At 43.3% G+C, this 22,700-nt stretch carries 25 protein-coding genes; 24 read left to right on the plus strand and 1 reads right to left on the minus strand.

Annotated features, from left to right (window positions below):
• The first annotated feature begins 6 nt into the window (after positions 1-6).
• The 20 genes from MHB43_RS12950 (at position 7) to MHB43_RS13045 (ending at position 14,709) form a co-directional block, all read left to right on the plus strand.
• Complete coding sequence (locus MHB43_RS12950; protein ID WP_405132072.1) at positions 7-1,059, plus strand: ABC transporter substrate-binding protein; 1,053 nt, start codon at positions 7-9, stop codon at positions 1,057-1,059.
• A 218-nt stretch (positions 1,060-1,277) separates the two neighbouring features.
• Positions 1,278-2,342 carry a polysaccharide deacetylase family protein gene (locus MHB43_RS12955; protein ID WP_339184301.1) on the plus strand — a complete coding sequence of 355 codons (1,065 nt, stop codon included), beginning with the start codon at positions 1,278-1,280 and terminating at the stop codon, positions 2,340-2,342.
• 190 nt (positions 2,343-2,532) lie between these two features.
• Complete coding sequence (locus MHB43_RS12960) at positions 2,533-3,063, plus strand: AAA family ATPase (RefSeq protein WP_339184303.1); 531 nt, start codon at positions 2,533-2,535, stop codon at positions 3,061-3,063.
• A gap of 240 nt (positions 3,064-3,303) precedes the next feature.
• Entirely contained in the window at positions 3,304-3,789 is a 486-nt protein-coding gene (locus MHB43_RS12965) for a GNAT family N-acetyltransferase (protein WP_405132421.1), read from the plus strand.
• Between the two features lie 12 nt (positions 3,790-3,801).
• Positions 3,802-4,332: an AAA family ATPase gene (locus MHB43_RS12970; protein ID WP_405132073.1), complete on the plus strand. Its 531-nt coding sequence runs from the start codon at positions 3,802-3,804 to the stop codon at positions 4,330-4,332.
• A 48-nt stretch (positions 4,333-4,380) separates the two neighbouring features.
• Entirely contained in the window at positions 4,381-4,848 is a 468-nt protein-coding gene (locus MHB43_RS12975; RefSeq protein WP_405132074.1) for a DUF2691 family protein, read from the plus strand.
• A 479-nt stretch (positions 4,849-5,327) separates the two neighbouring features.
• On the plus strand, positions 5,328-5,828 hold the full coding sequence (locus tag MHB43_RS12980; protein WP_260633026.1) for a GNAT family N-acetyltransferase: 501 nt from the start codon (positions 5,328-5,330) through the stop codon (positions 5,826-5,828).
• Between the two features lie 2 nt (positions 5,829-5,830).
• Positions 5,831-6,373 (plus strand): GNAT family protein, encoded by a 543-nt coding sequence (locus MHB43_RS12985; RefSeq protein ID WP_339184312.1) that lies wholly within the window; start codon positions 5,831-5,833, stop codon positions 6,371-6,373.
• Positions 6,370-6,909 carry a hypothetical protein gene (locus MHB43_RS12990; protein WP_405132075.1) on the plus strand — a complete coding sequence of 180 codons (540 nt, stop codon included), beginning with the start codon at positions 6,370-6,372 and terminating at the stop codon, positions 6,907-6,909. The genes MHB43_RS12985 and MHB43_RS12990 overlap by 4 nt, the downstream gene beginning before the upstream one ends.
• A gap of 26 nt (positions 6,910-6,935) precedes the next feature.
• Positions 6,936-7,394 carry a GNAT family N-acetyltransferase gene (locus MHB43_RS12995; RefSeq protein ID WP_339184316.1) on the plus strand — a complete coding sequence of 153 codons (459 nt, stop codon included), beginning with the start codon at positions 6,936-6,938 and terminating at the stop codon, positions 7,392-7,394.
• A gap of 167 nt (positions 7,395-7,561) precedes the next feature.
• Positions 7,562-8,014, plus strand: coding sequence for an NUDIX domain-containing protein (locus MHB43_RS13000; protein ID WP_405132076.1), 453 nt, complete (start codon positions 7,562-7,564; stop codon positions 8,012-8,014).
• A gap of 167 nt (positions 8,015-8,181) precedes the next feature.
• Positions 8,182-8,721 carry a GNAT family N-acetyltransferase gene (locus tag MHB43_RS13005; RefSeq protein ID WP_339184322.1) on the plus strand — a complete coding sequence of 180 codons (540 nt, stop codon included), beginning with the start codon at positions 8,182-8,184 and terminating at the stop codon, positions 8,719-8,721.
• On the plus strand, positions 8,718-9,353 hold the full coding sequence (locus MHB43_RS13010; RefSeq protein WP_221825094.1) for a hypothetical protein: 636 nt from the start codon (positions 8,718-8,720) through the stop codon (positions 9,351-9,353). The genes MHB43_RS13005 and MHB43_RS13010 overlap by 4 nt, the downstream gene beginning before the upstream one ends.
• Before the next feature lie 51 nt (positions 9,354-9,404).
• On the plus strand, positions 9,405-10,433 hold the full coding sequence (locus MHB43_RS13015) for an alpha/beta fold hydrolase (RefSeq protein ID WP_405132077.1): 1,029 nt from the start codon (positions 9,405-9,407) through the stop codon (positions 10,431-10,433).
• A gap of 26 nt (positions 10,434-10,459) precedes the next feature.
• Entirely contained in the window at positions 10,460-10,876 is a 417-nt protein-coding gene (locus tag MHB43_RS13020) for a hypothetical protein (RefSeq protein WP_405132078.1), read from the plus strand.
• 207 nt (positions 10,877-11,083) lie between these two features.
• Entirely contained in the window at positions 11,084-12,271 is a 1,188-nt protein-coding gene (locus MHB43_RS13025; protein WP_405132079.1) for a glycoside hydrolase family 5 protein, read from the plus strand.
• A 204-nt stretch (positions 12,272-12,475) separates the two neighbouring features.
• Entirely contained in the window at positions 12,476-13,015 is a 540-nt protein-coding gene (locus MHB43_RS13030; protein ID WP_221825084.1) for a GNAT family N-acetyltransferase, read from the plus strand.
• Between the two features lie 164 nt (positions 13,016-13,179).
• Positions 13,180-13,455, plus strand: a complete 276-nt coding sequence (locus MHB43_RS13035) for a hypothetical protein (RefSeq protein WP_091031581.1) — start codon at positions 13,180-13,182, stop codon at positions 13,453-13,455.
• Between the two features lie 11 nt (positions 13,456-13,466).
• Positions 13,467-14,267 (plus strand): aminoglycoside phosphotransferase family protein, encoded by an 801-nt coding sequence (locus MHB43_RS13040; RefSeq protein WP_405132080.1) that lies wholly within the window; start codon positions 13,467-13,469, stop codon positions 14,265-14,267.
• A 19-nt stretch (positions 14,268-14,286) separates the two neighbouring features.
• The gene (locus MHB43_RS13045) at positions 14,287-14,709 is read left to right on the plus strand and encodes a DUF1801 domain-containing protein (RefSeq protein ID WP_405132081.1); all 423 of its coding nucleotides are present in this window, start codon (positions 14,287-14,289) and stop codon (positions 14,707-14,709) included.
• A gap of 243 nt (positions 14,710-14,952) precedes the next feature.
• Here the strand turns inward: MHB43_RS13045 and MHB43_RS13050 are convergent, their stop codons facing one another.
• Entirely contained in the window at positions 14,953-17,217 is a 2,265-nt protein-coding gene (locus MHB43_RS13050) for an FAD-dependent oxidoreductase (protein WP_405132082.1), read from the minus strand.
• A 152-nt stretch (positions 17,218-17,369) separates the two neighbouring features.
• Here MHB43_RS13050 and MHB43_RS13055 point away from each other — a divergent pair, with 152 nt between their 5' ends.
• The 4 genes from MHB43_RS13055 to MHB43_RS13070 all read left to right on the plus strand — a co-directional run bounded on the left by MHB43_RS13055 (position 17,370) and on the right by MHB43_RS13070 (position 22,516).
• Positions 17,370-18,137 (plus strand): helix-turn-helix domain-containing protein, encoded by a 768-nt coding sequence (locus MHB43_RS13055; protein WP_405132083.1) that lies wholly within the window; start codon positions 17,370-17,372, stop codon positions 18,135-18,137.
• A 198-nt stretch (positions 18,138-18,335) separates the two neighbouring features.
• Entirely contained in the window at positions 18,336-20,156 is a 1,821-nt protein-coding gene (locus MHB43_RS13060; RefSeq protein WP_405132084.1) for a histidine kinase, read from the plus strand.
• A gap of 23 nt (positions 20,157-20,179) precedes the next feature.
• A complete protein-coding gene (locus MHB43_RS13065; protein WP_221825073.1) occupies positions 20,180-21,031 on the plus strand; it encodes a helix-turn-helix domain-containing protein in 852 nt (283 codons plus the stop codon).
• 168 nt (positions 21,032-21,199) lie between these two features.
• Complete coding sequence (locus tag MHB43_RS13070; RefSeq protein WP_339184350.1) at positions 21,200-22,516, plus strand: ABC transporter substrate-binding protein; 1,317 nt, start codon at positions 21,200-21,202, stop codon at positions 22,514-22,516.
• Positions 22,517-22,700 lie beyond the last annotated feature (184 nt).

The raw sequence follows: 22,700 nt of genomic DNA on the forward strand, positions 1-22,700 counted from the left end.
GCGTGAGTGAGAAGACATGTGAACGGGTTGTGTTTGTTCATTCTACTGCTGCTTGTCGGCTGCACAACCCCTGAGTCTGAATCTGTTCCTCCTCCAATCTCGTCTAACAACTTAGAAACTCTTCCCTCCGTTGAGGAATGGATGGAATCAGCGGTAGCAAGGGATACCTCTACGAAACCGATTGTCTTGGGTTTTTCACAACTGGGCAGAGAGAGTGCCTGGCGTCTGGCAAACTCCACGTCTATTCGCAATGCTGCGGCTGAATCGGGAATCTCCCTTGTCATAAAAAATGCAGAACAGTCTCAGACGAAACAGTTCGAGGCTGTTCGGTCGTTCATCAGGCAAAAGGTGGATGTCATTGCCATTGCACCGGTCGTGGAATCGGGCTGGGATGGTATTCTTCAGGAGGCTAGGGATGCAGGTATACCCGTGATTATCGTAGACCGGTCCGTTGATGTCAAAGACACTTCACTTTTTGTGACAACGATTGGATCGGACTTTTATGAGGAAGGTGTGAAGGCCGGAAAGTACATTCAGGATCGGATGCGAAATCATCCGGGTTTGATACGGATTGCCGAACTGCAAGGCACGAGTGGTTCTACACCCTCTATCCAGCGTGGCGAGGGCTTTAGAAGCATTTTCGAAACCAGAGCAGATATCATCTTCTCACAAAGTGCTCCTGCCGATTTTACGGAGGACAATGGGAAACAAGTGATGAAAGAATTCCTTCAGGTCCCGGAAGACAAACGGCCGCAGGTTCTTTTTGCCCATAATGATGAAATGGCTTTTGGCGCCATACAAGCGATAGAAGAAGTTGGGCTGAAGCCGGGAGAAGACATTATCATTGTCTCGGTGGACGGCTCCCGCAAAGCACTTGAAATTCTGGCGAGTGGGAAAATCAACGCTGTGGTGGAATGTAACCCGCTGATTGGTCCCCAGCTTATGCAGGCTACAAAAGAAATTATTGCAGGGCGTACACTCCCGAAGCGCATGGTGCCCCCGGAGGACATTTTTACACAGGAGAGTGCTAGACGGGAGATGTACAACAGGCGATTCTAGAATACGTGAATAAATAGAACATTTTGGATAAAATTCAATTTACTTTAAATAAACGTATCGTTTATACTGAACTCACCTTGAACTAAAGTTCTTTTCTATGAGAAAGGACGTAGCGGATTACATACTTTTGAAAGCGCTTTTTTGAGGGGTGAGAGTTCGATAAAGAGAGGGAGTGTAGAAGGTAGTATGCTGTGAATATATTATGAGGAGGTAATTTTATGTTCAAAGTTAAGCTGGCAAAGGCGGTAATATCTCTCGCACTTTTCGGTACCTTGTTTTCTATTCCGGGGGTGCCTGATGCTCATGCTGCAGATGCAAGTTGTCCGAATGGTTATGTAGGTCTGACGTTTGATGATGGCCCATCTGGAAATACAACAAACATGCTTAACGCGTTGAAGCAGGCGGGCTTACGGGCAACGATGTTCAATGTTGGACAAAATGCGCAAAATAATAAATCTCTGGTTTCTGCACAAGTAGCAGCTGGTATGTGGATTGGCAATCATTCCTATACACATCCAAACATGACTACATTAAACAGTTCTCAGATGTCGTCAGAGATTACACGGACACAACAGACGATCCAGTCCATTACCGGAAGTTCACCTAAACTGTTCAGACCTCCTTACGGTGCGACAAATGCGACCTTGAAATCCGTTGTGAGCCAAAACGGCCTGAAGGAAGTACTGTGGAACGTAGATTCTAAAGACTGGAATGGTGCCAGCGCAGCCCAGATCGTGGCAGCTGTGAACACGATGAAAAGTGGTGACATCATACTAATGCATGATCAGTACCAGACGACACTTCAGGCCATTCCGCAGATTGCACAAAATCTGAAGAATCGTGGCCTTTGCTCCGGCATGATCTCATCAACTACCGGTCGGGCAGTCGCACCCGATAATGGCACTACTAATCCCCCGAGTAACGGAACAAAAGTGGAAGCTGAGAACATGACCAAAGGTGGACAATACACCGGCAATATCAATTCTCCTTTCAATGGTGTGGTCCTTTATGCCAACAATGATTTGGTTAAATACACTCAGAATTTTGCAACGAGCACTCATAATTTCTCGCTTCGTGGAGCTTCAAACAATGCCAACATGGCTAGAGTTGATTTGAAGATTGGCGGACAGACGAAGGGAACCTTTTACTTTGGCGGAAGCGCTCCAGCGGTTTATACGCTGAATAATATCAGTCATGGGACGGGAAATCAGGTCATTGAGTTGGTTGTAACAGCCGATGACGGGACATGGGATATATACATCGATTACTTGGAAATACATTAACAAGCTCAAGGTTGATTGGAAAATAATGCACTATGATGAAATCCCGTTGGGTTGACCCAATGGGATTTCATCATGTTTTGGCCATTTTGTAACACAAAAGTGGAAGGAAAACATTTATAATGGATGAAATTGTATGTAAAGAATCTGGTTTCTATTGAAAAATTTTATTGAATAGGAGTGAAAGAATTAAATGATTATTATGATTAATGGAGCGTTTGGTTCGGGAAAAACTTCTGCAGCAGAAGCACTTCAGCCCTTAATTGCAAACAGCATGATCTACGATCCTGAAGAAATAGGTTATATGCTCAGAAAACTTCTTCCGGAGAATTGTAGAGAGGAAAGGGAACGTACGGATGATTTTCAAGATATCGATCTATGGAAAATTCTAACCGTAAAGACGGCTAAAGAAGTAAAGCAGAAATACAACAAACACTTAATTATCCCCATGACCATTTATAAAGAGGAAAATTTTAATTACATCTATAACGGGTTGAAAGAGATCGATCAGGACATTCATCATTTTTGCCTTACGGCTAAAGAAGAGACAATTTATCATCGTTTGGCTAAACGCGGAGATGAATATGGAGGCTGGCAATATCAGCAAGCACCAAAGTGTGTTGAAGCTTTTAAGGATGAACAATTTCAAACTCGCATTATTACCGATCATCTGGTGACTAGTGAAATCATAGAACTCATATTGAAAAAGGTCCTATCCAAATAATTATCATTTTTTTAATAGGAGGGTTTTATGATGATGATGATTGTACATGTGCTCTCGAGAAAAGAATGGGAAGCCGCGTTGATCAATGGGATTCTAAAATAAAGTCAGAAGTTATATGGGAAGATCTGTATAATGAAGGCAGGGAATATCCTCATATTTCCGGTGAATTAAATCTAGACGCGGTATTTCATACATATGATGAAGAAATGAACAGAAGAGGATGGAACCTAATTGACGACTGTGACTTTTGAAGAGGTAACCGAACAACACCTCCCTGAAATTAGAGAGATTTATAACTATTATGTAATGAATACAACGATTTCGTTTCATACGGAGGAATTAGATCTTGATCAGATTAAATCCTCTGTAATGAACAAGGATACACGGTATAAAACTTATATAATTCTTGAAAACAATCAAATGATGGGCTATGTTCTGATCACCCAGTATAAGAGTAAACAGGCATATGACATTTGCGGTGAAGTCACCATATATTTAAAGCCCGATATTTTGGGAAAAGGCTTGGGGAAACAAGCATTACGTTTTATTGAGAAGATTGCAAAAGAACAAGGGTTCCATACCTTAATTGCGACGATTTGTATGGAGAATACAAGAAGTAAATCATTATTTGAGAGAAATGGTTATGAACAATGTGCTCTGTTTAAAGAGATCGGATATAAATTCGATAGAAAACTGGATATTGGAAGTTTCCAAAAGATATTGTAAGGAGAATACGAAATGAGTAGAAACCTATATATTATATCTGGCCCCCCTGGAGTAGGGAAATCTACAACTTCCAAACTGCTGGTTCAGACTTTAGATAAAAGTGCCTACATTTCTGGAGATGCGGTTAGTCACTTTCCGGTCAAAGGGCGAGGTAAACCCTGGCTTGATAAGGATACAAATGACTTAACTTGGAAAAATATATCTAGTCTAGTGAAAAACCTATTGGATTATAAATACGATGTAGTTCTGGACTATGTGGCCTTTCCGGAAGACATTGATGGATTATTGACGGAATTGGCAGACTATGATGTTCGCATAATCTATGTTGTATTAATGGTTGATCGTCAAACGATTATTCGTAGAGACCGTCTAAGAGCGGAAGAATATCAAATGAAAGAAAGAAGTATAATTCTGCTGGATGAGTTTGAAAATCATCCGGATCTGAGAGTAGACAACAAGCTGTATACTAATCATTTTACAGAAGAACAACTACCTGAAATAGTAAGTGAAATTATAAATAATAAGAAATATCGAATGAAATAACTGTACTGTTATTGTGCTTCGAATTGAAAATGATAAGAGGGTGAACAGATGAAGAGAGGAATACGTTTTGAAATACCAAATGCCTATGGTCGCTTTCTTGGCGAGATTTTGAAACCAATGGAGGTATCTAATTTCGATTGGTTTATTGGTGAGGAGGAGTCCTATTTCGTTGTTGATGATACGTTAGGGGATAGTCTTTTTCCGGATATGATTATGGGTATGAATGGAGAAGAATTACAGAAGATTATTGATAACAACGAGTATTATTTAATATTTGCGAATTTAAAAGCATTTCCAAAAGGCACACAAGTAACAGATGTAATCACCTATGAAGATTATGTGGAGAGTGAGTGTCAGATGGTTCTTCTTGTGATCGATAGTACCTACGTCACGGTTTATTGTAAAGAGCTAGAAAAAGTCGAGGAATTATATAAACATATAAATAGACAGGGATTTGAATCTCTCGCATATTTAACAGATGAGAATGATGCGAGGACAAAACTATCGGTCTGGTGATAAAGAAGCTTGGGATTAACTGCTAAGGTTAGATAGAGATCCCATGCTTTCGTTGATATGCGTTAACATAGCGTTGAGTTTAGTGTTAGGGGTTAAACGCTAATGAACCTGACACATCTTATTCGGGAATTTGAAACGCCCTCCGAAATCTAAGGAATCTGAGACACGCTATACCAGAAAAAATAGACTTTTTAGCGTTTTTGCCAGATGATCTTGGGAAATAAGATGTCTCATGTTCCTTACAATTTTAAAAGAGGACGTAAAGGCCGAATAAGATGTCCTGTGTTTCCTTAGAAAATCGCCCGGCCATTCGCCAGCATCAGTCACTCTGAACTTCAGCAATTTTCGGACGGTAAGCTGGCACCCATCATCGTTTAACTTGCCTGAAGTTTGAAAACACACTCTAGTCCGTTTCCCCATGATATTTGAATGTTTATGAATACGATTACATCTTTATGAATACAAAAGGAGCTGAGAGAATGATGGAGACAGAAAGACTCATATTTCGGAAATATACCAAAAATGATTTCGATTTACTTTTTGATATGACAAGTGAGCCGAATATGATGAAATTTATAAGACATGGAGGACCTTGGACGAAGGAAGAAACCATGCAAAGTCTGGAAAAGTTCATCAACTGGAATAAAGACGATAAAGGGCTGTTCCTCGCATTCAATAAAGAGGATAACAAGTTAATTGGAACCTCTGGACTGATTCCTCAAATCATTGAAGGCGCTGATGAGCTAGAAGTTGGTTACTGGGTTGTAGAGCAATACTGGGGAATGGGTTACGGATATGAACAAGCAAAAGCGTGGAAAGAATATGGAATGGATCACTTGAAGCAGAAAAGATTAATATCGTTGATTCAACATGGCAATGTGGGTTCTATGAAAGTCGCGCAAAAGAATGGCATGAAACACGAGAAGGACGTAGATATAATTGGGAAAAATGTAGCAGTATACTCGATTGAGGTGAAGTGAATATGACTCGATTTCCTGAGCTAGAAACCAAAAGATTGCTGTTAAGAGAGATTAAACAGAGTGATTCCCAAGACATATTTCATATTTTTTCTTCAGATGAAGTTACAAGATTCTACGATGTAGAAAGTTTCACAACTATAAAACAAGCAGAAGAACTTATACAAAGGAGGAAAGAACGATTCGAAAATGGTCAGGTGATCCGCTGGGGAATTGCTTTGAAATCGGACAACAGAATTATTGGAACATGCGGATTTCATGGTTGGATGAAACAACATCATAAAGCTGTGATGGGATATGAGTTAACACCGGAGTTCTGGCGGCAGGGTTACATGACCGAGGTAACTCGGAAAATCGTTGAATATGGATTTAAGAACCTTGAATTAAACAGAATTGAAGCCTTTGTGGAGCCAGAGAACGCGGGATCAAGGAAGTTGCTTGAGAAAATGGGGTTCAGTGAAGAAGGCATATTGAAAGAACATTATTATTGGAAAAATCGATTTGTTGATAATGTTATCTATGCATTTCTGAAGAAAGAATATGTATGAGAATACGAATTATTGGATCTTGCGGCAGTGGGAAATCAACATTAGCCAAAGAATTATCGGATAAATATGGTATTCCTTCCTATGAATTAGACAATCTCATATGGGACAGAAGCGCAGAAAATCTGAGATATCCTGAAAGTGTTAGGGATGAATCTGTCCAATCTATTGTCAGTTCAGAGGCTTGGATCATAGAAGGAGTACAGTGCAAAGATTGGACAGTAAAGTCCATCCAGGAAGCGGATTTGATTTTTGTATTAGCTCCAAATGTTTTCATTAGAGATTATCGGATTATAAAGAGGTTTGTATTGTCCAGAATGGGCTTGCAACCTTGGAATTACAAGCAGTCATTCAAGAACTTATGCAAGATGATTGTGAAATGGAACCATCAATATAATATAGAAGAAGTTATATGTTCAATTAATGAAAACCATAAGACTGCAACAATCACGAAGAATAAAAAACAAGTGATACAGTTGATTGAACATCATTTGGAAGCGGATGTAAGTGAGAGTGAAAAGAACGTTAGAATGAATTAAGGAATGTCGAAAGAGGAGATACAGTGGTGAATATAAAAATACAACCAGTCACACGAGAGAATTGGGAAGAGGCGCTGAAGATCTCTTTGTATGAACACCAAGCGTCATTAGTTCCATCTGTTATTGAGGGGATAGCTTACGCCTATATAAAACCGTGGGATGAAGCATTTGATCCTTACGTACTTGAGATCGATGGGAAGGTTTTTGGTTTCTTTTATCTAAGTTATACTCCCAATAGTACAGATAATTACTGGATTGGTGGTTTTCAAATCGATCAATTCTATCAAGGCAAAGGAATGGGAAAGCGCGCTATAAGAGCCATTTTAGATTACATTACAAAACAGCATCCGGTATGCAAGGTTATTTCATTAACGGTTGAACGGGATAACGAAATAGCACAGAACTTGTACAAGAGCATGTCTTTCATTAGTGAGAATAGAACCAATTCAGATGATGAAGTGATCTACAGGTTGGAAATAAAATGACAGACTCAACATGTCAGAGGGCAATACATATTTGTTAACCAAGAGCTACCATTGGTTGCGGTATTCACTACAATTATATCCAATGATAGCTTGTTATCACTTCATTGGTTTAACAATTTTATATTGAAGAATAGTTGTTTATAGGAGAGATAACATGAGCCACTGGTTTGATCTATGAACTCGATCCAGAGTTAATCAAATTTGCAGTTATGATCGCTAAATACAACAATAAATTCATCATTATAAAAAATAGGAAAAGAGGAGGTTGGGAGATCCCAGGAGGCAACAAAGAAATAGGGGAAACCATTTTACACACGGCGAGTCGAGAACTCTATGAAGAGACAGGGGCAGTACGCTTCGAATTAACTCCTTATGGTGTATATGAATGGAATGGGAGCTTTGGTATGGTTTCTTATGCTGAGGTTAAATCGCTGGAGAGCTTACCGGAGTCTGAAATCGATGAAATAAAGCTTGTGGATGTATTACCTGAAGGGATGAACTTCGGAGATATGTTATATCGTTTCTCAGACAGATGGGATGGACTTGAGAACCATAAGCTTAAGAAATACACTATCGAAATAAATCATTTGAATGAGTTACCTGAAATTAAAATAAACTGATTTAAGTATCACGAACGAACAATAGCCGTTCCAATGGATATGTCAAAACTAATTGAAGAGAACAAGGAATACACTATTTTGTACGATAAAAGGGTCTTTGATAAATACAGACTTCGATCTATAAAGCCATAGGATCTTAGAAATAACATGGGGAAGGAGAGATGGCAATGACCATGATAACGTATAGAACGTTGACCCTTGATGATATGAATCAGCTGCAGGAAATAGATCGTTCGGAACATATTGATCTCATCTATGAAATGAGAGAGAACCGATTGGTTGAGCTTGAACAAAATCATGAATGCTCAAACTGGGATGAGATGCTTTTGAAAGAGATTCAAAATCGATATGTGTACGAATTAGAACAAGGTGGCATGGCATATGGTGCGTTTGCTGACGATCAATTAATCGGATTTGGTGTGCTGGCACATCAATATAGAGGAAAAGAACGAAATCAATTACAAGTTGACTTGATGTATGTCTCACGCGGGTACAGAAGACAAGGTATTGGTAAACGTATTCTAAACGAGTTAGGTGAAGAGGCTAAGAAACGTGGTGCACAGTATCTGTATATCTCCTCCACAGAGACGAAATCAGCGGTATCCTTTTATAAAAGTCAGGGCAGCCAGATTGCAAGCGACATCGATCAAGAACTTTATGACAAAGAGCCGAACGATATACATATGATAAAGGAGCTGGGCACATGACAACGGTTGGGATACTTGGCACCATTCATAATCCTGAACTCAGGGAGCGATATCATTGTTCCCTTTCTCTTTACAAGGATGTGATTACTGAGTTTAAACCAGATCTCATTTGTGGTGAAGTTCATCCGCAGAGTTGGATGAGGTATCTGAAGGACAAACATGATAGAGGATACTGGGGAGAACCAGCCAGTGAGTATTGGGAATTGGTCTTCCCTTTATGCGAGGAGCATAACATCCCATTTGTCCCTATTGACTGGTTTGAATTGGATGTGTGGAATGCTTTTGATCCATTCAACGGTTATTCGGACGTGGAACGCAAAGAACTTGAACAACGGGATGATCACTGGTTTGCAGAGCAAATGGAGACGTATCAGTTTGGCGAGATTCCTTTTAATTCAAAGGAGTTCGATCGTGTAACCAGACAAAAATATGAATGGTTGCATCAGGTAAACGCGAAGGCACAGAACTTTCGATGGGTGGTCCGCAATCAGATTATGGTTCAAAGAGTCAAAAATACAATTGAAGCTCATCCAGAAAAACGAATCCTCTGTATCGTTGGAGCCGATCACAATTACATCTTCCAACAAGAGCTTATGATAGAACCCGTTGAATTGTTGTATCCGTTACGATAAAGGAATCGCTGGTAGAATTACAAATGAAACTTATTATTTAAGGAGCATTACATGCGCAAAAAAATACGTAAAACACTCAAATACAGCATACTTAGTATTATTTTAATGGTTATAGTAGCTCTGATATTTCCCACATGGACACCCAAAATTAAAGGTGAAAACAGCATCAGCATGTTAGAGCAGGTCGAAATTAACGGTACAGGACATGAAGTCATGATCAGGGGTGTTGATCGGACTAACCCTATCCTGATTTTTGTGCATGGCGGGCCGGGATGCTCGGAGATTCCATACGTAAGGAAGTATCAGAAAGAGCTTGAGCAACACTTCACGGTGGTGCATTACGATCAACGTGGGAGTGGGAAGTCCTATCACTTTTTTGAGGATTACTCGAATCTCACAACAGATGTATTAGTAGATGATTTGTTAGCGTTAAGGAATTATGTATCTAAGGAGTTAGGTCAAGAGAAGGTTATATTAATTGGTCATTCATTTGGTACATACATCGGGATGAAAGCTGCGGCTAAAGCACCCACTCAGTTTCACGCTTATATAGGCATTGGACAGATGGCTAATACAATTCAGAGCGAACTGGAAAGTTTGGAGTACACGTACGGGCAAGCGAAACAAGCCGGTAATGCAGAGGATGTTAAAAAACTGGAGCTAATTCGCAGCTCGATCGAGCAAGGAAAGGAACTTACACCTAGAATGTTGTTGCAAAAGTACGGTGGTGCAGCCAGGCTCATCCATGAGAATAGAGATTATATTTCAGGATTCCTTTTAAATCCTGAATACAATGGACTGGATATGATTCGCTTTTATTCAGGGATGTTTAGTTCACAAGACATCTTACTGAAGGAAGCATTTGATCAAAATTTACCTGATATTGTTGATCATCTGGAGATTCCTACCTATTTTGTAATGGGTAAATATGATTATATGACCACTGCGAATGCAGCACGTGATTATTTTGACGTATTGGATGCACCGATCAAAGACTTCATTATATTCAACGAGTCAGCGCATTACCCACAGTTTGAAGAGAAAGAAAAATTCGTAAAGTGGTTAAATGGGCTATTATAATATGCATTGAGAGGAGTAAGATCATATTGTTAAGTGAATTCATTGAGCTTGAAGAAGAGAGTGATGAGAGTTACCGGTGTTACACTCTGCAAAATACAGTGCAAATATTCAAACATTGCATACAGGATGAGGATTTAAATGACGTCCGAATATATGTGTCCACAAATACACCGTTAGATTCAATTATTCATAAAATAGAAGACTACATTAAGTGGTTTTCAACTTGTGAGACTGTCTTTCGAGATTATTATGAGAATGAACTTCAGGAAAAAGTACATCAAAATTGGTTGAATGAGATTGAAGTCTATCGTGTGGATATCACATTTAACAGTATAACCGACTACGGCGCAACAATATCTTGCGGAGATCATATTTTGCGCGATCACATCATGATTATTGATTTTGATAGAGAACAAATTCAAGCAATCCACTTAAATGGATAGATGGATTATTTTGTAGTAAATAGTCAAAAAAAACAATAAAGATATCGCTTTATTTTCCATAAATGTGTTATTATGTTGGTGTCGGACGAAGAATTCATTTGTTTGATCGATAGAGAGAGGAGGCACGTATTCTCGAATCATTCAATCTGTATGCATAGATTAACTGCACTGCTTGTTAAAAATAATAGAATAAGCGGAGGTATGGTTATGTTCGAAAAATGGAAGAAATTTGGCATCAGCAGCTTGGCACTGGTATTAGTGGCTGCGGTAGCTTTTACCGGATGGAGCGCTAAAGCATCAGCAGCGGACGCTTCGCAAATAGTGTCTGAGATGGGTGCAGGATGGAATCTCGGCAATCAGCTGGAAGCAGCGGTGAACGGTACACCGAATGAGACAACTTGGGGCAATCCTACGGTAACTCCAGAGTTAATCAAAAAGGTAAAAGCGGCAGGCTTCAAATCCATTCGTATTCCCGTTTCCTATTTGAACAACATTGGAAGCGCTCCCAATTATACAATTAATGCGGCATGGCTGAATCGAATTCAGCAAGTCGTGGACTATGCGTACAATGAAGGTCTGTATGTGATCATCAATATTCATGGTGATGGGTATAATTCCGTACAGGGTGGATGGCTGCTCGTGAATGGTGGCAATCAGACTGCCATTAAGGAAAAATATAAGAAGGTTTGGCAGCAGATTGCCACCAAGTTTAGCAACTACAATGATCGCCTTATTTTCGAATCCATGAACGAAGTTTTTGATGGTAACTATGGCAATCCAAACTCGGCCTATTACACCAATCTGAACGCATACAACCAAATCTTCGTGGATACGGTTCGTCAGACTGGAGGTAACAACAATGCCAGATGGTTGCTAGTTCCAGGCTGGAACACCAACATTGACTACACTGTTGGTAATTATGGCTTTACTCTTCCGACAGATAATTACAGATCCTCGGCTATTCCTAGTTCGCAGAAGAGAATCATGATCTCGGCACACTATTACTCTCCGTGGGATTTTGCAGGTGAGGAAAACGGCAATATCACACAGTGGGGTGCAACTTCTACGAATCCTGCCAAAAAGTCTACTTGGGGACAAGAGGATTATCTTGAATCGCAATTCAAGTCCATGTACGACAAATTTGTGACTCAGGGCTATCCTGTAGTGATTGGTGAGTTCGGTTCCATTGATAAAACGTCTTACGATTCCAGCAACAATGTTTATCGTGCTGCATATGCCAAAGCAGTTACAGCAAAAGCCAAGAAATACAAAATGGTTCCTGTGTATTGGGATAACGGGCACAATGGTCAACATGGATTCGCATTATTTAACCGTTCAAATAATACCGTGACTCAGCAAAATATCATTAATGCGATCATGCAAGGTATGCAATAATTTACTGTCTATCTGCATCCGTGCAAACGGCGTGTTCCTCCAAAAGGGACATGCCGTTTTTTGTGCTACCCGGAGATAAAGTTGAACAACATTTACCAATGCATTTTACATAAGCCACATACAGAATTCATTAAATCCCACACTACCTTTTATATACTTAATTTGCTTGATATAGCGAACTAAAAGGACTAGGTGGTAGACAGAATGTTAAAAAAGCGTGATTTGCAGGAATGCCTTCCACTGTACAGTTTAATGATGGACCCCGCAGTTTCTCCTTACGTTCGTTATGCATGCCAATCGTATGAGGAATATCTATTCCTGACGAAACAATTGATGGCTGAAGAAGAACAAAAGACAGTGATATCCCGAACGATTTTGAATGAAACAGGGCAGCCTATTGGAACCATTGATCTATATCATATTGAGCATCAAACCGGTTTTTTAGCCACTTGGATTGGATCACCTTTTTTTGGAAATGGGTATAGCCAAAGAGCCAAATCAGCCTTTTTTGTTGAATTGTTTCTGGAACATGGGATTGAAACGGTATTTATGAAGATACGCAAGCAGAATATAAGATCCAGAAAAGCCGTACAAAAACTGCCTTATGTGAAATTAGCCAATGATGTGTATCCAGATGTATATCAACGGATCAATATGAATGAACAGATGTACGATCTGTATTATGTTGAACGGTCAGCCTTTTTCCAAAATAGTATGGATCTGCACCAAGTGTTAGCTACGTAACTTATTCAGAGAGCGTTAACAGCGGCGTCAGTGATGACGCCGCTATTTGATATGATATAGGAACGGACCGTTAATATAAAATGCAGGAATATGGACTAGAGAATCGAAAGACATTAAGTAGATAACCTCATAAAATAGTGGACGGCTCAAGAAGGAGGCATTAAATGAATAATATTAACAAGATTTTGGGTGTAGTCCTCATGCTTGGCAGTGTGTTCATTTCGACAATGGAGAGAATTTCAATACGAGTATCTGTCGCTATAGTAGAAGCAGGATATGCTTCAGGAGGGACTAACGTACCCCAGTTTGCTCAGACGAACGAGCATCCAACAGGTTTACTCGTATACTTCATGTTCTTTGTTGGATTCATACTATTGGTTGCGGGATTCCCGGGGAGTTATAAGAAAAATCGTAATCATGGGCATAGCAAGGAAGTTTAGCTTGAGGAGGGATGAAAGTGTCCGAACAGGAGGAAGCGTTATCGGGAGGTAATGTGAATCAGGTTGTCAGAATAGGTGAGACGGTTCGCCGGTATGCCAAACCAAATCCATACGTGCATGAACTGCTTTTACATCTCGAAAAGGTTGGTTATGATCATGTCCCTCGATTTCTGGGAATAGATGAACAAGGGCGAGAAGTACTTTCTTACCTCGAAGGCATCGTTCCAGGCAATGATTATCCTGATCTAGAAGAGTATATGTGGTCAGACGAATCTTTGATTGAAGTCGCGAAACTGTTGAGAAGTTACCATGATGCGACCGTTGGATTTACAACAACATCAGTATCAACGAACAGATATCCAGGCGTAACTGAAGATGAAGTTGTATGTCATAATGATTTTGCGCCGTATAATATGGTGTTCAGGGACGGCCGTCCTCAAGGAGTGATTGATTTTGATATGGCAGGTCCGGGTCCTCGTCTGTGGGATATCGCCTATGCCTTGTACACGTCCGTTCCACTCGCAGATTTCTCACCAATGATGGATGGAAAGGGTGTTATGCCTTACTCTAGCCAGGCGCATGGATCTGTGCGAAAAGAACGCATTACATTATTTATGAGCAAGTATGGACTGAGTGTGCCCACAGACCTGAAGGAATGGGTTATATCACGCATTCGTTTTATGTGTAAAACACTATCAGATCGCGCAGCTGCTGGGGAACATGCTTTTATGAAAATGGTAGAGGAAGGTCATCTCGCACACTATGAGAAAGAGCTTGTCTTTCTGGAAAAGCATTTTGAGGATTGGACTTAATTAAGGAGTGATCACTTCAATGTACAAACTTAAAACAATAATAACAGACCAAAGTGTCATTGAATTTATTGAACAGATCGAGCATGCAAAGAAACGTGAAGACGCTTATCAATTATTGGATATCTTCACGGAGAGGACAGGTTATGATGCGAAAATGTGGGGACCGAGTATAATTGGATTCGGTGCATATCATTACAGATATGAATCGGGTCACGAAGGAGATGCACCACTAGTGGGCTTCTCGCCACGAAAGGCGAAGATCAGTTTGTATTTTGCCACAGGGGATAGCGAGCGAGAAAATCTATTAAAGGACTTTGGAAAACATACAACAGGGAAAGCATGTGTGTACATCAACAAGGTCGCGGACATTCATCTGGATGTGTTGAAAGCGCTAATCGTGCAGTCTGTTGAGTTCTTAAAAGAAACTTATCCGAATCAATAAATCTGCACGCTCAACAAGTACTGAATTACTGGAGAACATAAAACGCTTCTATCTATCACATAAACGTTATAACGCATAAACAGGCTGTCTTGAAGATCAAGACAACCTGTTTATTGCCAGCAGTTCTCGTTCAGGAGTGGAGAATCTTATACATATGACATGTTTAATTCGTACCGTAAATATCCAACGTATATGTTGAGCAGGACCATAATCAGTTAACAAAATGAATACGCTCAGAGTCCTCTACCGTGTAGCTTGCCCGTAAGTCCGAATCTCGATCAATTCCGCATACCTGCTGCCATTAGTAGCATCAATGATTACTCTAAGCGCTTGCACATACACAGGTGTATCCAAGGAATGGATGACTTTTCTTCTGCGGTTTTCCAATACGTTTATAATCTTGATCCACTCATCAGACGGATTCAATACTTCCACTCGATAATCACACACCAGCTCAGGCATCACACGGAATGCGGTCTGATGGTGATGTAAATTAACCAAATCCTCGTTCACATCATCATTAAACGTCAAGTGCAATTCAGTCAAGGTTTGTGGCTCTTCCCATGTCAGTTGTACCCATTCTGGCTTGCCAGACTGCATCGGCTGTGACATCCACTGTTGCGGCCCACCATAAGGGCGATGGTAACCGTTGATCGTGTTGTCCGCTGAATAGGCCGTGGTCTCAGAGAGGGTACGACAGCAGAAGGGCTGACGCGCCAACCCTTGCATGGACCATAATACGACAGGCTGATCAGTGGCGTGGTCCTCCAGATTTTTGGACACGTGGTTTTCTTCTGTTTTGAAGAAGATCAGCACCCCGCTGTGTGCTTCTGTCGAATGATAGAGTGAGACGGCTTTATTGGAGCGGATGATTATAAAAGCATTCTGCGGTTCTTCCGGTCGCCATTCGAGCGGAAGCTTCACCCACTGCGAATTTCCCGTTGTAACGTTAACAGTCGCCGTAACTTGTAACAAATGCGGGACGTAGTTCTCCTTACGCCCCGTATCCCACAGCTCTACCGTCAGCGCGGTATCGCTGGATGCATCCAGCAGCAGCTCCAGGCCGCTGAGCACTGGATGCACAGGCAGCAGCAGGGCAACATCCGTACCCAGCGGGTACGTCTCGCCAGGCTGCTCAAGGGCGATGCCCGTCAGCGTGCTGGAGGCTGTAGCCTTGGCACGCCGGGCCAGATCCAGCTCATCGTGGCTGCGCACCCCGATGATGGAAGCGTCCTGCCGCAGCAACGTCTGCTGCAGCACCGCCAGATGCCTCGCGTGCAGCTCGCGCGGCGACACCCCCATGGCCGCGCAGAGCGCCGCGCCTGTACCCGCGGCTTCGCCGATGACCGCGCATGTTGCCATGACGCGGGTCGTGCCGAAGGCGACATGTGATGCACTGATGTCGCGTCCGGCCATGAGCATATTCCGCACATTCGCGGAATACAACGAGCGGAACGGCACGTGATATACGCCATCGGCATGCATATGCTTCGAGCCACTCGCTTCGGCGTACATGCCCTGCGGAGGATGCAGGTCAATGGACCAGCCGCCAAAGGCAACGGCATCCGGGAATTCCCGTTGGCTGATAATATCGTTCTGGGTGAGCACATAGTCACCCGTGAAGCGGCGGTACTCCCTTTTGCCAGGCAGAGAACCAATCCACTCTAGCGTCATATTGTCGGCATCAAACTTGCCGGAATTCTTGATATAGTCCCAGATCCCGTAGATCACGGACCACAGTTCATCACGAATCAGCTCATTGTCATGAACGGTGTCATGTTCACCGCCCCATTCAATCCACCAGTAATGACAACCGGAATCCCCGCTGCGAATGACCCGGCGAATCGGAATGCTGGTCTGTGTAATATCTTTGGCAAAAGAAGGCGGGATATAACGGACAGGCGCACCAGCATCCTTGGTATAGAAGAGAAGTGTACTGCCCAGCGTGATCTGATCAGCTACCTCTGGTGCCCACTCTTCGCCATATTCGCTGCGGGCTTCCCGACCAAGTGCAAACTTGGCACCTGCCAGAAAGCCAACCAACCCATCGCCCGTACAGTCTATATAGATCTGACTCTCGAATCGGATTTTGCGTTCAGAACCCATCATCCACCCGGTAACAGAGGTAATCATGCGTTCCTCTTCATCCCCAGTGGCCTCGACTTCATGTACATCCGTGTTCAGATACAGGTTAATGTTGGATTCAGCTCGAACGGCTTCCAGAATGATCAAGTCCCAGAGATAAGGATTGCCCTCAGGATTACGATACTGATTCTCTACAAATAGTTCCCCCATGATGCCCGTCTCGCGGGCATAGCGGTTAATTCCGTGGGCGGTAGCGCCGCAGACCCACACGCGTACTTCACTGCTGGAATTGCCACCGAGTACAGGACGATTCTGTACCAGAGCGACATGTTGGCCCAGCCGGGCAGCAGATATGGCAGCACATACGCCAGCAAGCCCGCCCCCGATGACGGTGATATCCGGTTTAACGAGTTCGTGCTTCATGTGAACACCTCTCTCATTGAATATGGATGAGCCTAAGCTCAGATTTCATATTTCATATCTATAATTTCATATTAGTTCTATATATTTACTTTTCAAATACACTATATTATCATCGAGCATATACTTTATTTCATAACAAAGGCAGGTGTGTCATGGACCTCCTTAATCACATCTACTGGAAGAAGAAAGCTGAATTTGCTCTGACAGAAGATATCTACGACGCTTGGGTGGTCTTTGCCGTTGAAGAGGGTGTATTTCGTTACGAGATTGATGGACAGAGCGGAGAGGCGGGTTTTGCTGATCTGGTGTTATGTCCGCCCCACGTTCCTTTTCGCAGAGAGACGGTAACCCCGCTGACGTTTCACTATATGCTGTTCCGTTGTAACTCCGCAGAGGATGAGCGTCTCCTGCCGCCAATCGGAAAATCCCTCATTAATGATACAAAGCGTCTGGCTTCAACATATGCCTACCTGCGTCAGGCGAGTGAGGACAACGATGATGCTACAACAGGATGGAAAACCCACTTGATGTTGGATTTGTGGCGGCTATATCAATGGGAGCGCAGACAGAGCAGGCTAATGGAAACGAAGTTCACGGAGGATGCCCTCATGGCTGAAGCGGCAGTATTGTTGGAGGAATGGGCGGGAGAGGCGGTCAGTCTTCGAACGTTGGCCGAACAGTTGGCTTTGAGTCCAGTCCAGCTCACCCGAAGGTTCCGGGAGGCCTTTCAAGAGACACCATCCGATTATCTGAAAGCGATTCGTCTCAAAAAAGCAAAAGCTTTGCTGGCAGATAGCCGTCTGACTCTCACGCAGATCGCTGAGAGATGTGGATATGAGAACGGATTTTATCTGAGCCGTGTATTTTCGTCCACCATAGGAATCAGTCCCTCAGAGTATCGGAAACGACATCAAGTATGAGGTAAGGGTCTCGTCCATCCAGCCTTCCATCCATTCACTCATTCATTTCTTGCTTACACCAATAGAACATATCTGTGTAGTTCACATGGATGCAGGCAGCGAATATCACAAATCCATGCAAATCATTCGACTCCGGCTGTAAATGGCAGGCAGGTGCTATAATGGGGTCATTAATTGTAGGGGAGCGAGCACTAAGGAATGAAGAAGCCAAATTGGAAGAGTTGGTTGCCACAGCGGCTCAGATACCGCCTGTTCGGTGCATTTGTGGTGTTGATTCTTTTGCCGTTCAGTGCATTGAATGTCTACAATTATCAGCAAATTGAATCCCTGGTCGAGCAGAAAATCAGTGAGCAGAGTCATGAGCAGCTAGTCCAGATGTATCGCTCTCTGGAGGACCAGATGAGCATTGCCTTCAAAACGCTCATTTTTCTGGAACAGGATTCCGCGGTAAGAAATGTGCTAACCTCCCCGGACAGTCGTACGCCGCTTGAGAACAAGTCGCTGGTAGAAGAAAAGTTCAAGATGATCAACAACAGTTTTTTCCTATATAATCCTTCGGTGTACTTTACCTTGCTGGATTTTCATGATAGCGTTTACACTTCGTATTTGCCCAAAAAAGCACTGACGTATGGCCCCTATCTGGAACAATTCCGTGAGCGTCTGGGGGAAATAACCATTCCAAAAGGCGGTGCGGATTCACACTCGCTTCAACCGGAAGAACTCTTCTATCGCTGGGATGCACGGGATTCCAACCCTGTGCTTAGAGAGTTATCTTCCAGCCCATATCTGTTGTCGCTGTATGCTTACATGAAAGATAGCGGCGGCAAGCGATACGGGCTGGCACGAATTAGCATTGATTATTCCTACTGGTTCCAGACCATGTTGAAGGATTCACAGAGTAACCAGGAGTATTACCTTATTACAGGTAGTGGAGAGACCATCACCAGTTCATCCAAAACAGCGGTGCTCTCCCCGGAGGTTACGCGTGAAATAGCTCTTCATCCGGCACAGGCTTACCTGACCGATCCAGCCTCGGATACGCTGATTAACTACGTGTACATCGAATCACTGGACTGGTATATGGTGAATCGCATTCCACTTTCCATCCTGTTTACAGAGATATCCGAGCTTAAACAACGTTACTTTCTGACCTTTTTTGGTTTCACAGGAGCATTTGTAGTGATGGCTTTTATGATCTCGGCAACGTTTACGCGCCCCTTGTCGCACTTACAGAACAAGATGAAGGAGGTTGTCCGCAAAAACCTCAAGATTCGTATTCCCGAAGGCCGCAGCCGTGGGGAAGTATTGGAATTGACACGCACGTTTAATACGATGCTGGATGATGCTAATCAGATGATCAACAGACTCAAGGCGGAGGAACGTCAAAAGGAAGCGGTACATTTTCATATGCTTCTGGCCCAGATGAATCCGCACTTTCTCCTGAATACATTGAATACAATGAAATGGAGCGCGATCCGCAGCGGGAATGAAGAGATCTCCGAGATGTGTGTTTCCTTGGGCAAATTACTGGAAGTCAGCCTGAATTCACAGGTCGAATTGGTATACCTGAAGGACGAGATTGAGTTGGTTCAAGCCTACCTTCATATTCAGCGGATTCGTTACCGCGATAGCTTTGAGGTGACTTGTGAATTTGACGATAAACTGGAATATGCGCTCGTGCCCAAGCTGAGCTTGCAGCCACTGGTGGAGAATGCCATTCATCACGGTGTCGGGCCACTGGAACAACTTGGTCAGATCCGCATCGGAATTTACAGGCAAGACACAGGAAAGCTGATGCTGGAGGTGGCAGACAACGGAATTGGAATGGAGGAATCCCGGCGTCAGCAGATGACTCGCACACGTCTGGGGATCGGCCTGTCTAACCTTAAGGAACGATTGCGATTATTGTTCAAAGGCCAAAGTGAACTCGAAGTGATTGATACCAAGCCGGGGACATTAGTGAGGTTCAGCATTCCTTTTTTATTGTCGACGCCGTACGTACAGAAGCGATCTGACTAGCCGACTGGAGAGGGGAATCTGGCATGTGGAAAGTATTACTTGTAGAAGATGAGGTATTTGTACGTGAGTCGGTGCGAGAGATTATTTCCTGGGAAGAGCTGGGCTTCACGGTCATCGGAGAATCCGGTAATGGGACCGAAGCGCTGGCGATGATCATACAGGATACACCGGATCTGGTACTGACCGATATTGTCATGCCAGGTATGGATGGTCTGGAATTACTTAAACAGACCCGTCAGGCCGGGTTAAAAACCAAATTTGTCATGCTCACCTGTATGGGGGAGTTCGAATATGTACGCCGGGCAATGGAATACGGGGCATCCAATTATATTTTGAAACTGTCCATGAGTGTGAATTCACTGCGTGATACACTCCGTAAAGTAAGTGCAGAACTGGGAGCTTCAACTGAAGCCCGGACAGAGACAGATCATCATGAAGTGCCACCTTCCACACCGGTTCTCCCATCAACGCCTGATTTGCCTAATTCTCTTACGGTCTCTTCTGCGCCCCCGTCTGATACGGATCTTCCATTTACACCTGTTCGTGAGCCGATTGTGAAGCATCCGGAGATTAGCAAAATAATTCAGTATATCGGACAGCATTACGACCAGGACATTACCGTCAAATCCATGTCACGATATGTGATGATGGGCGAGAATTATGTGAGTGCTCTGTTCAAAAAGAAAACCGGTCATACCCTGATTCATTACCTGCATGGGGTACGGATGGAGAAAGCGGCTGAATACTTGCGTGAGACGGACCTTCCTGTACAGGAGATTGGTTACCGGGTAGGGTTCGGAAGTGATAATTATTTCATCAAAATATTCAAGCGTTGGACCGGTTGCACGCCCAGCCAGTATCGCCATCGTTCGTGACTCACAGGATGAGTAGAAGGAATATGTGTACCGAGTGCTCAGGCAAGCACAAGTAAATCCGCATTTTTGTTCAATCCGAATCATGGATATGTATCTTATGAACCCAGCAAGGTCCCTGCTACGATGTAACGGAAGGTACACTTCAATTCAGGGAGGTCATGTGACCAGATGAAAATCAAAAAAGGATTAACGGGGTTAATCGTAGGCGCGCTGATGCTGGGATTACTTGCCGGCTGTGTAGGTAAAAATGAGACGAACGGTGGAGATAACGGAGGTGGAGCGGCAGAGGGAAAAGTGAAGCTCACCATGTGGGGCGCGGTGCCGCCTGAGAATGGTCCACAGGAAGTGGTGGATACCTGGAATGCGGAGCATCCTGATATTCAGGTGGAATATGTGCGGTTTGTGAATGACGATGATGGCAACCTGAAGCTGGATACGGCGCTGTCCACCGGGCAGAACGTTGACCTGTATGTCAACTATACCCTTACAAATCTGGATAAACGCATCAAGGGCGGGACAGCGCTGGATCTGGGCGAGTTCACCGACTACAACATTGATGAGAAAATGGGTGAAGATGCGGCTTCCTGGAAAGTGGACGGTAAATATTACGGGATGCCAACCAAGAAAAACGCTGCCTTCTTCGCTTTAAATATGAAAGCGCTTGATCAGGCCGGACTGAGTGTACCGAAAGCTTGGACATGGGATGAAGCCCGTGAATATGCACTCAAACTGAAGACAGCTGGCTTCAAGTACGGATTGGTGCAGCATACCGCTTCCTATGTAGACCCGCTCGATTCCGTTCTGGTGAAGAACGGTTATGTTAAGGCAGACGGTTCTTCCAACCTCGATGATCCACTCGTTACCAAATGGCTGGAGACGTTGAACGGGATGATGAAGGAGGATGCAACCACGCCTCCACTCGGGGAGCAGCTGACTTCCAAAATGCCGGTGGAAAACATGTTCCTTGGCGGTGAGTCTGCCATGATTAATATCGGCGAATGGCTGATCCGTACATCCAACAATATGACTGAGTTCCCTCGGGATTGGAAAATCGCCTTTGCCCCTGTACCGAGACTGGCTGCAGAGGAAGCGGATATGGTGAAGAGTGGAGGACTGGGTGACTTTATTGCGATCAATTCCAAGTCGAAAAATAAAGAAGCCGCATGGGAGTTCCTGAAATGGTACGCCGATGGGGGAATGATGCCGATGGCTGCGGGTGGACGTCTGCCTTCATCGAATGCCGTTGATCAGCAGACTGCCATTGATCATTTGCTTGGCGATTATGCTGATTCTTATGATAAAGAGTCTCTGGAATTTGTGTTGTACGGTGACGAGACACCTACGTTTGTCCGCAGCATTGCGCAAGAGGTGGTTGATCTGCGTGCACAGGAGTATGAAAAATTCTTCCTTGGTAACCAGACTGCCGAAGTTACGGTACAGAACATGGTCAAACGCCATAATGATTGGCTGAAGCAGAATCAATAGATTGCAAAAGCATTAAGTCCAAAGGCCGTCCCCAATGGGGCGGTTTTTTCTATATAAGTAATAGAACAATTCCATGTTGTTTCCCTCCCGAAAGGCACTGCCGAAATACATATATCTGTGATATCAGGTACAGGGTTATGTTCCTTAAATGTTAGAGGACATCTTGTTATGCTTAATTCCAGAA

The organism is Paenibacillus sp. FSL H8-0317, from assembly GCF_045040685.1.
Classification (GTDB): domain Bacteria; phylum Bacillota; class Bacilli; order Paenibacillales; family Paenibacillaceae; genus Paenibacillus.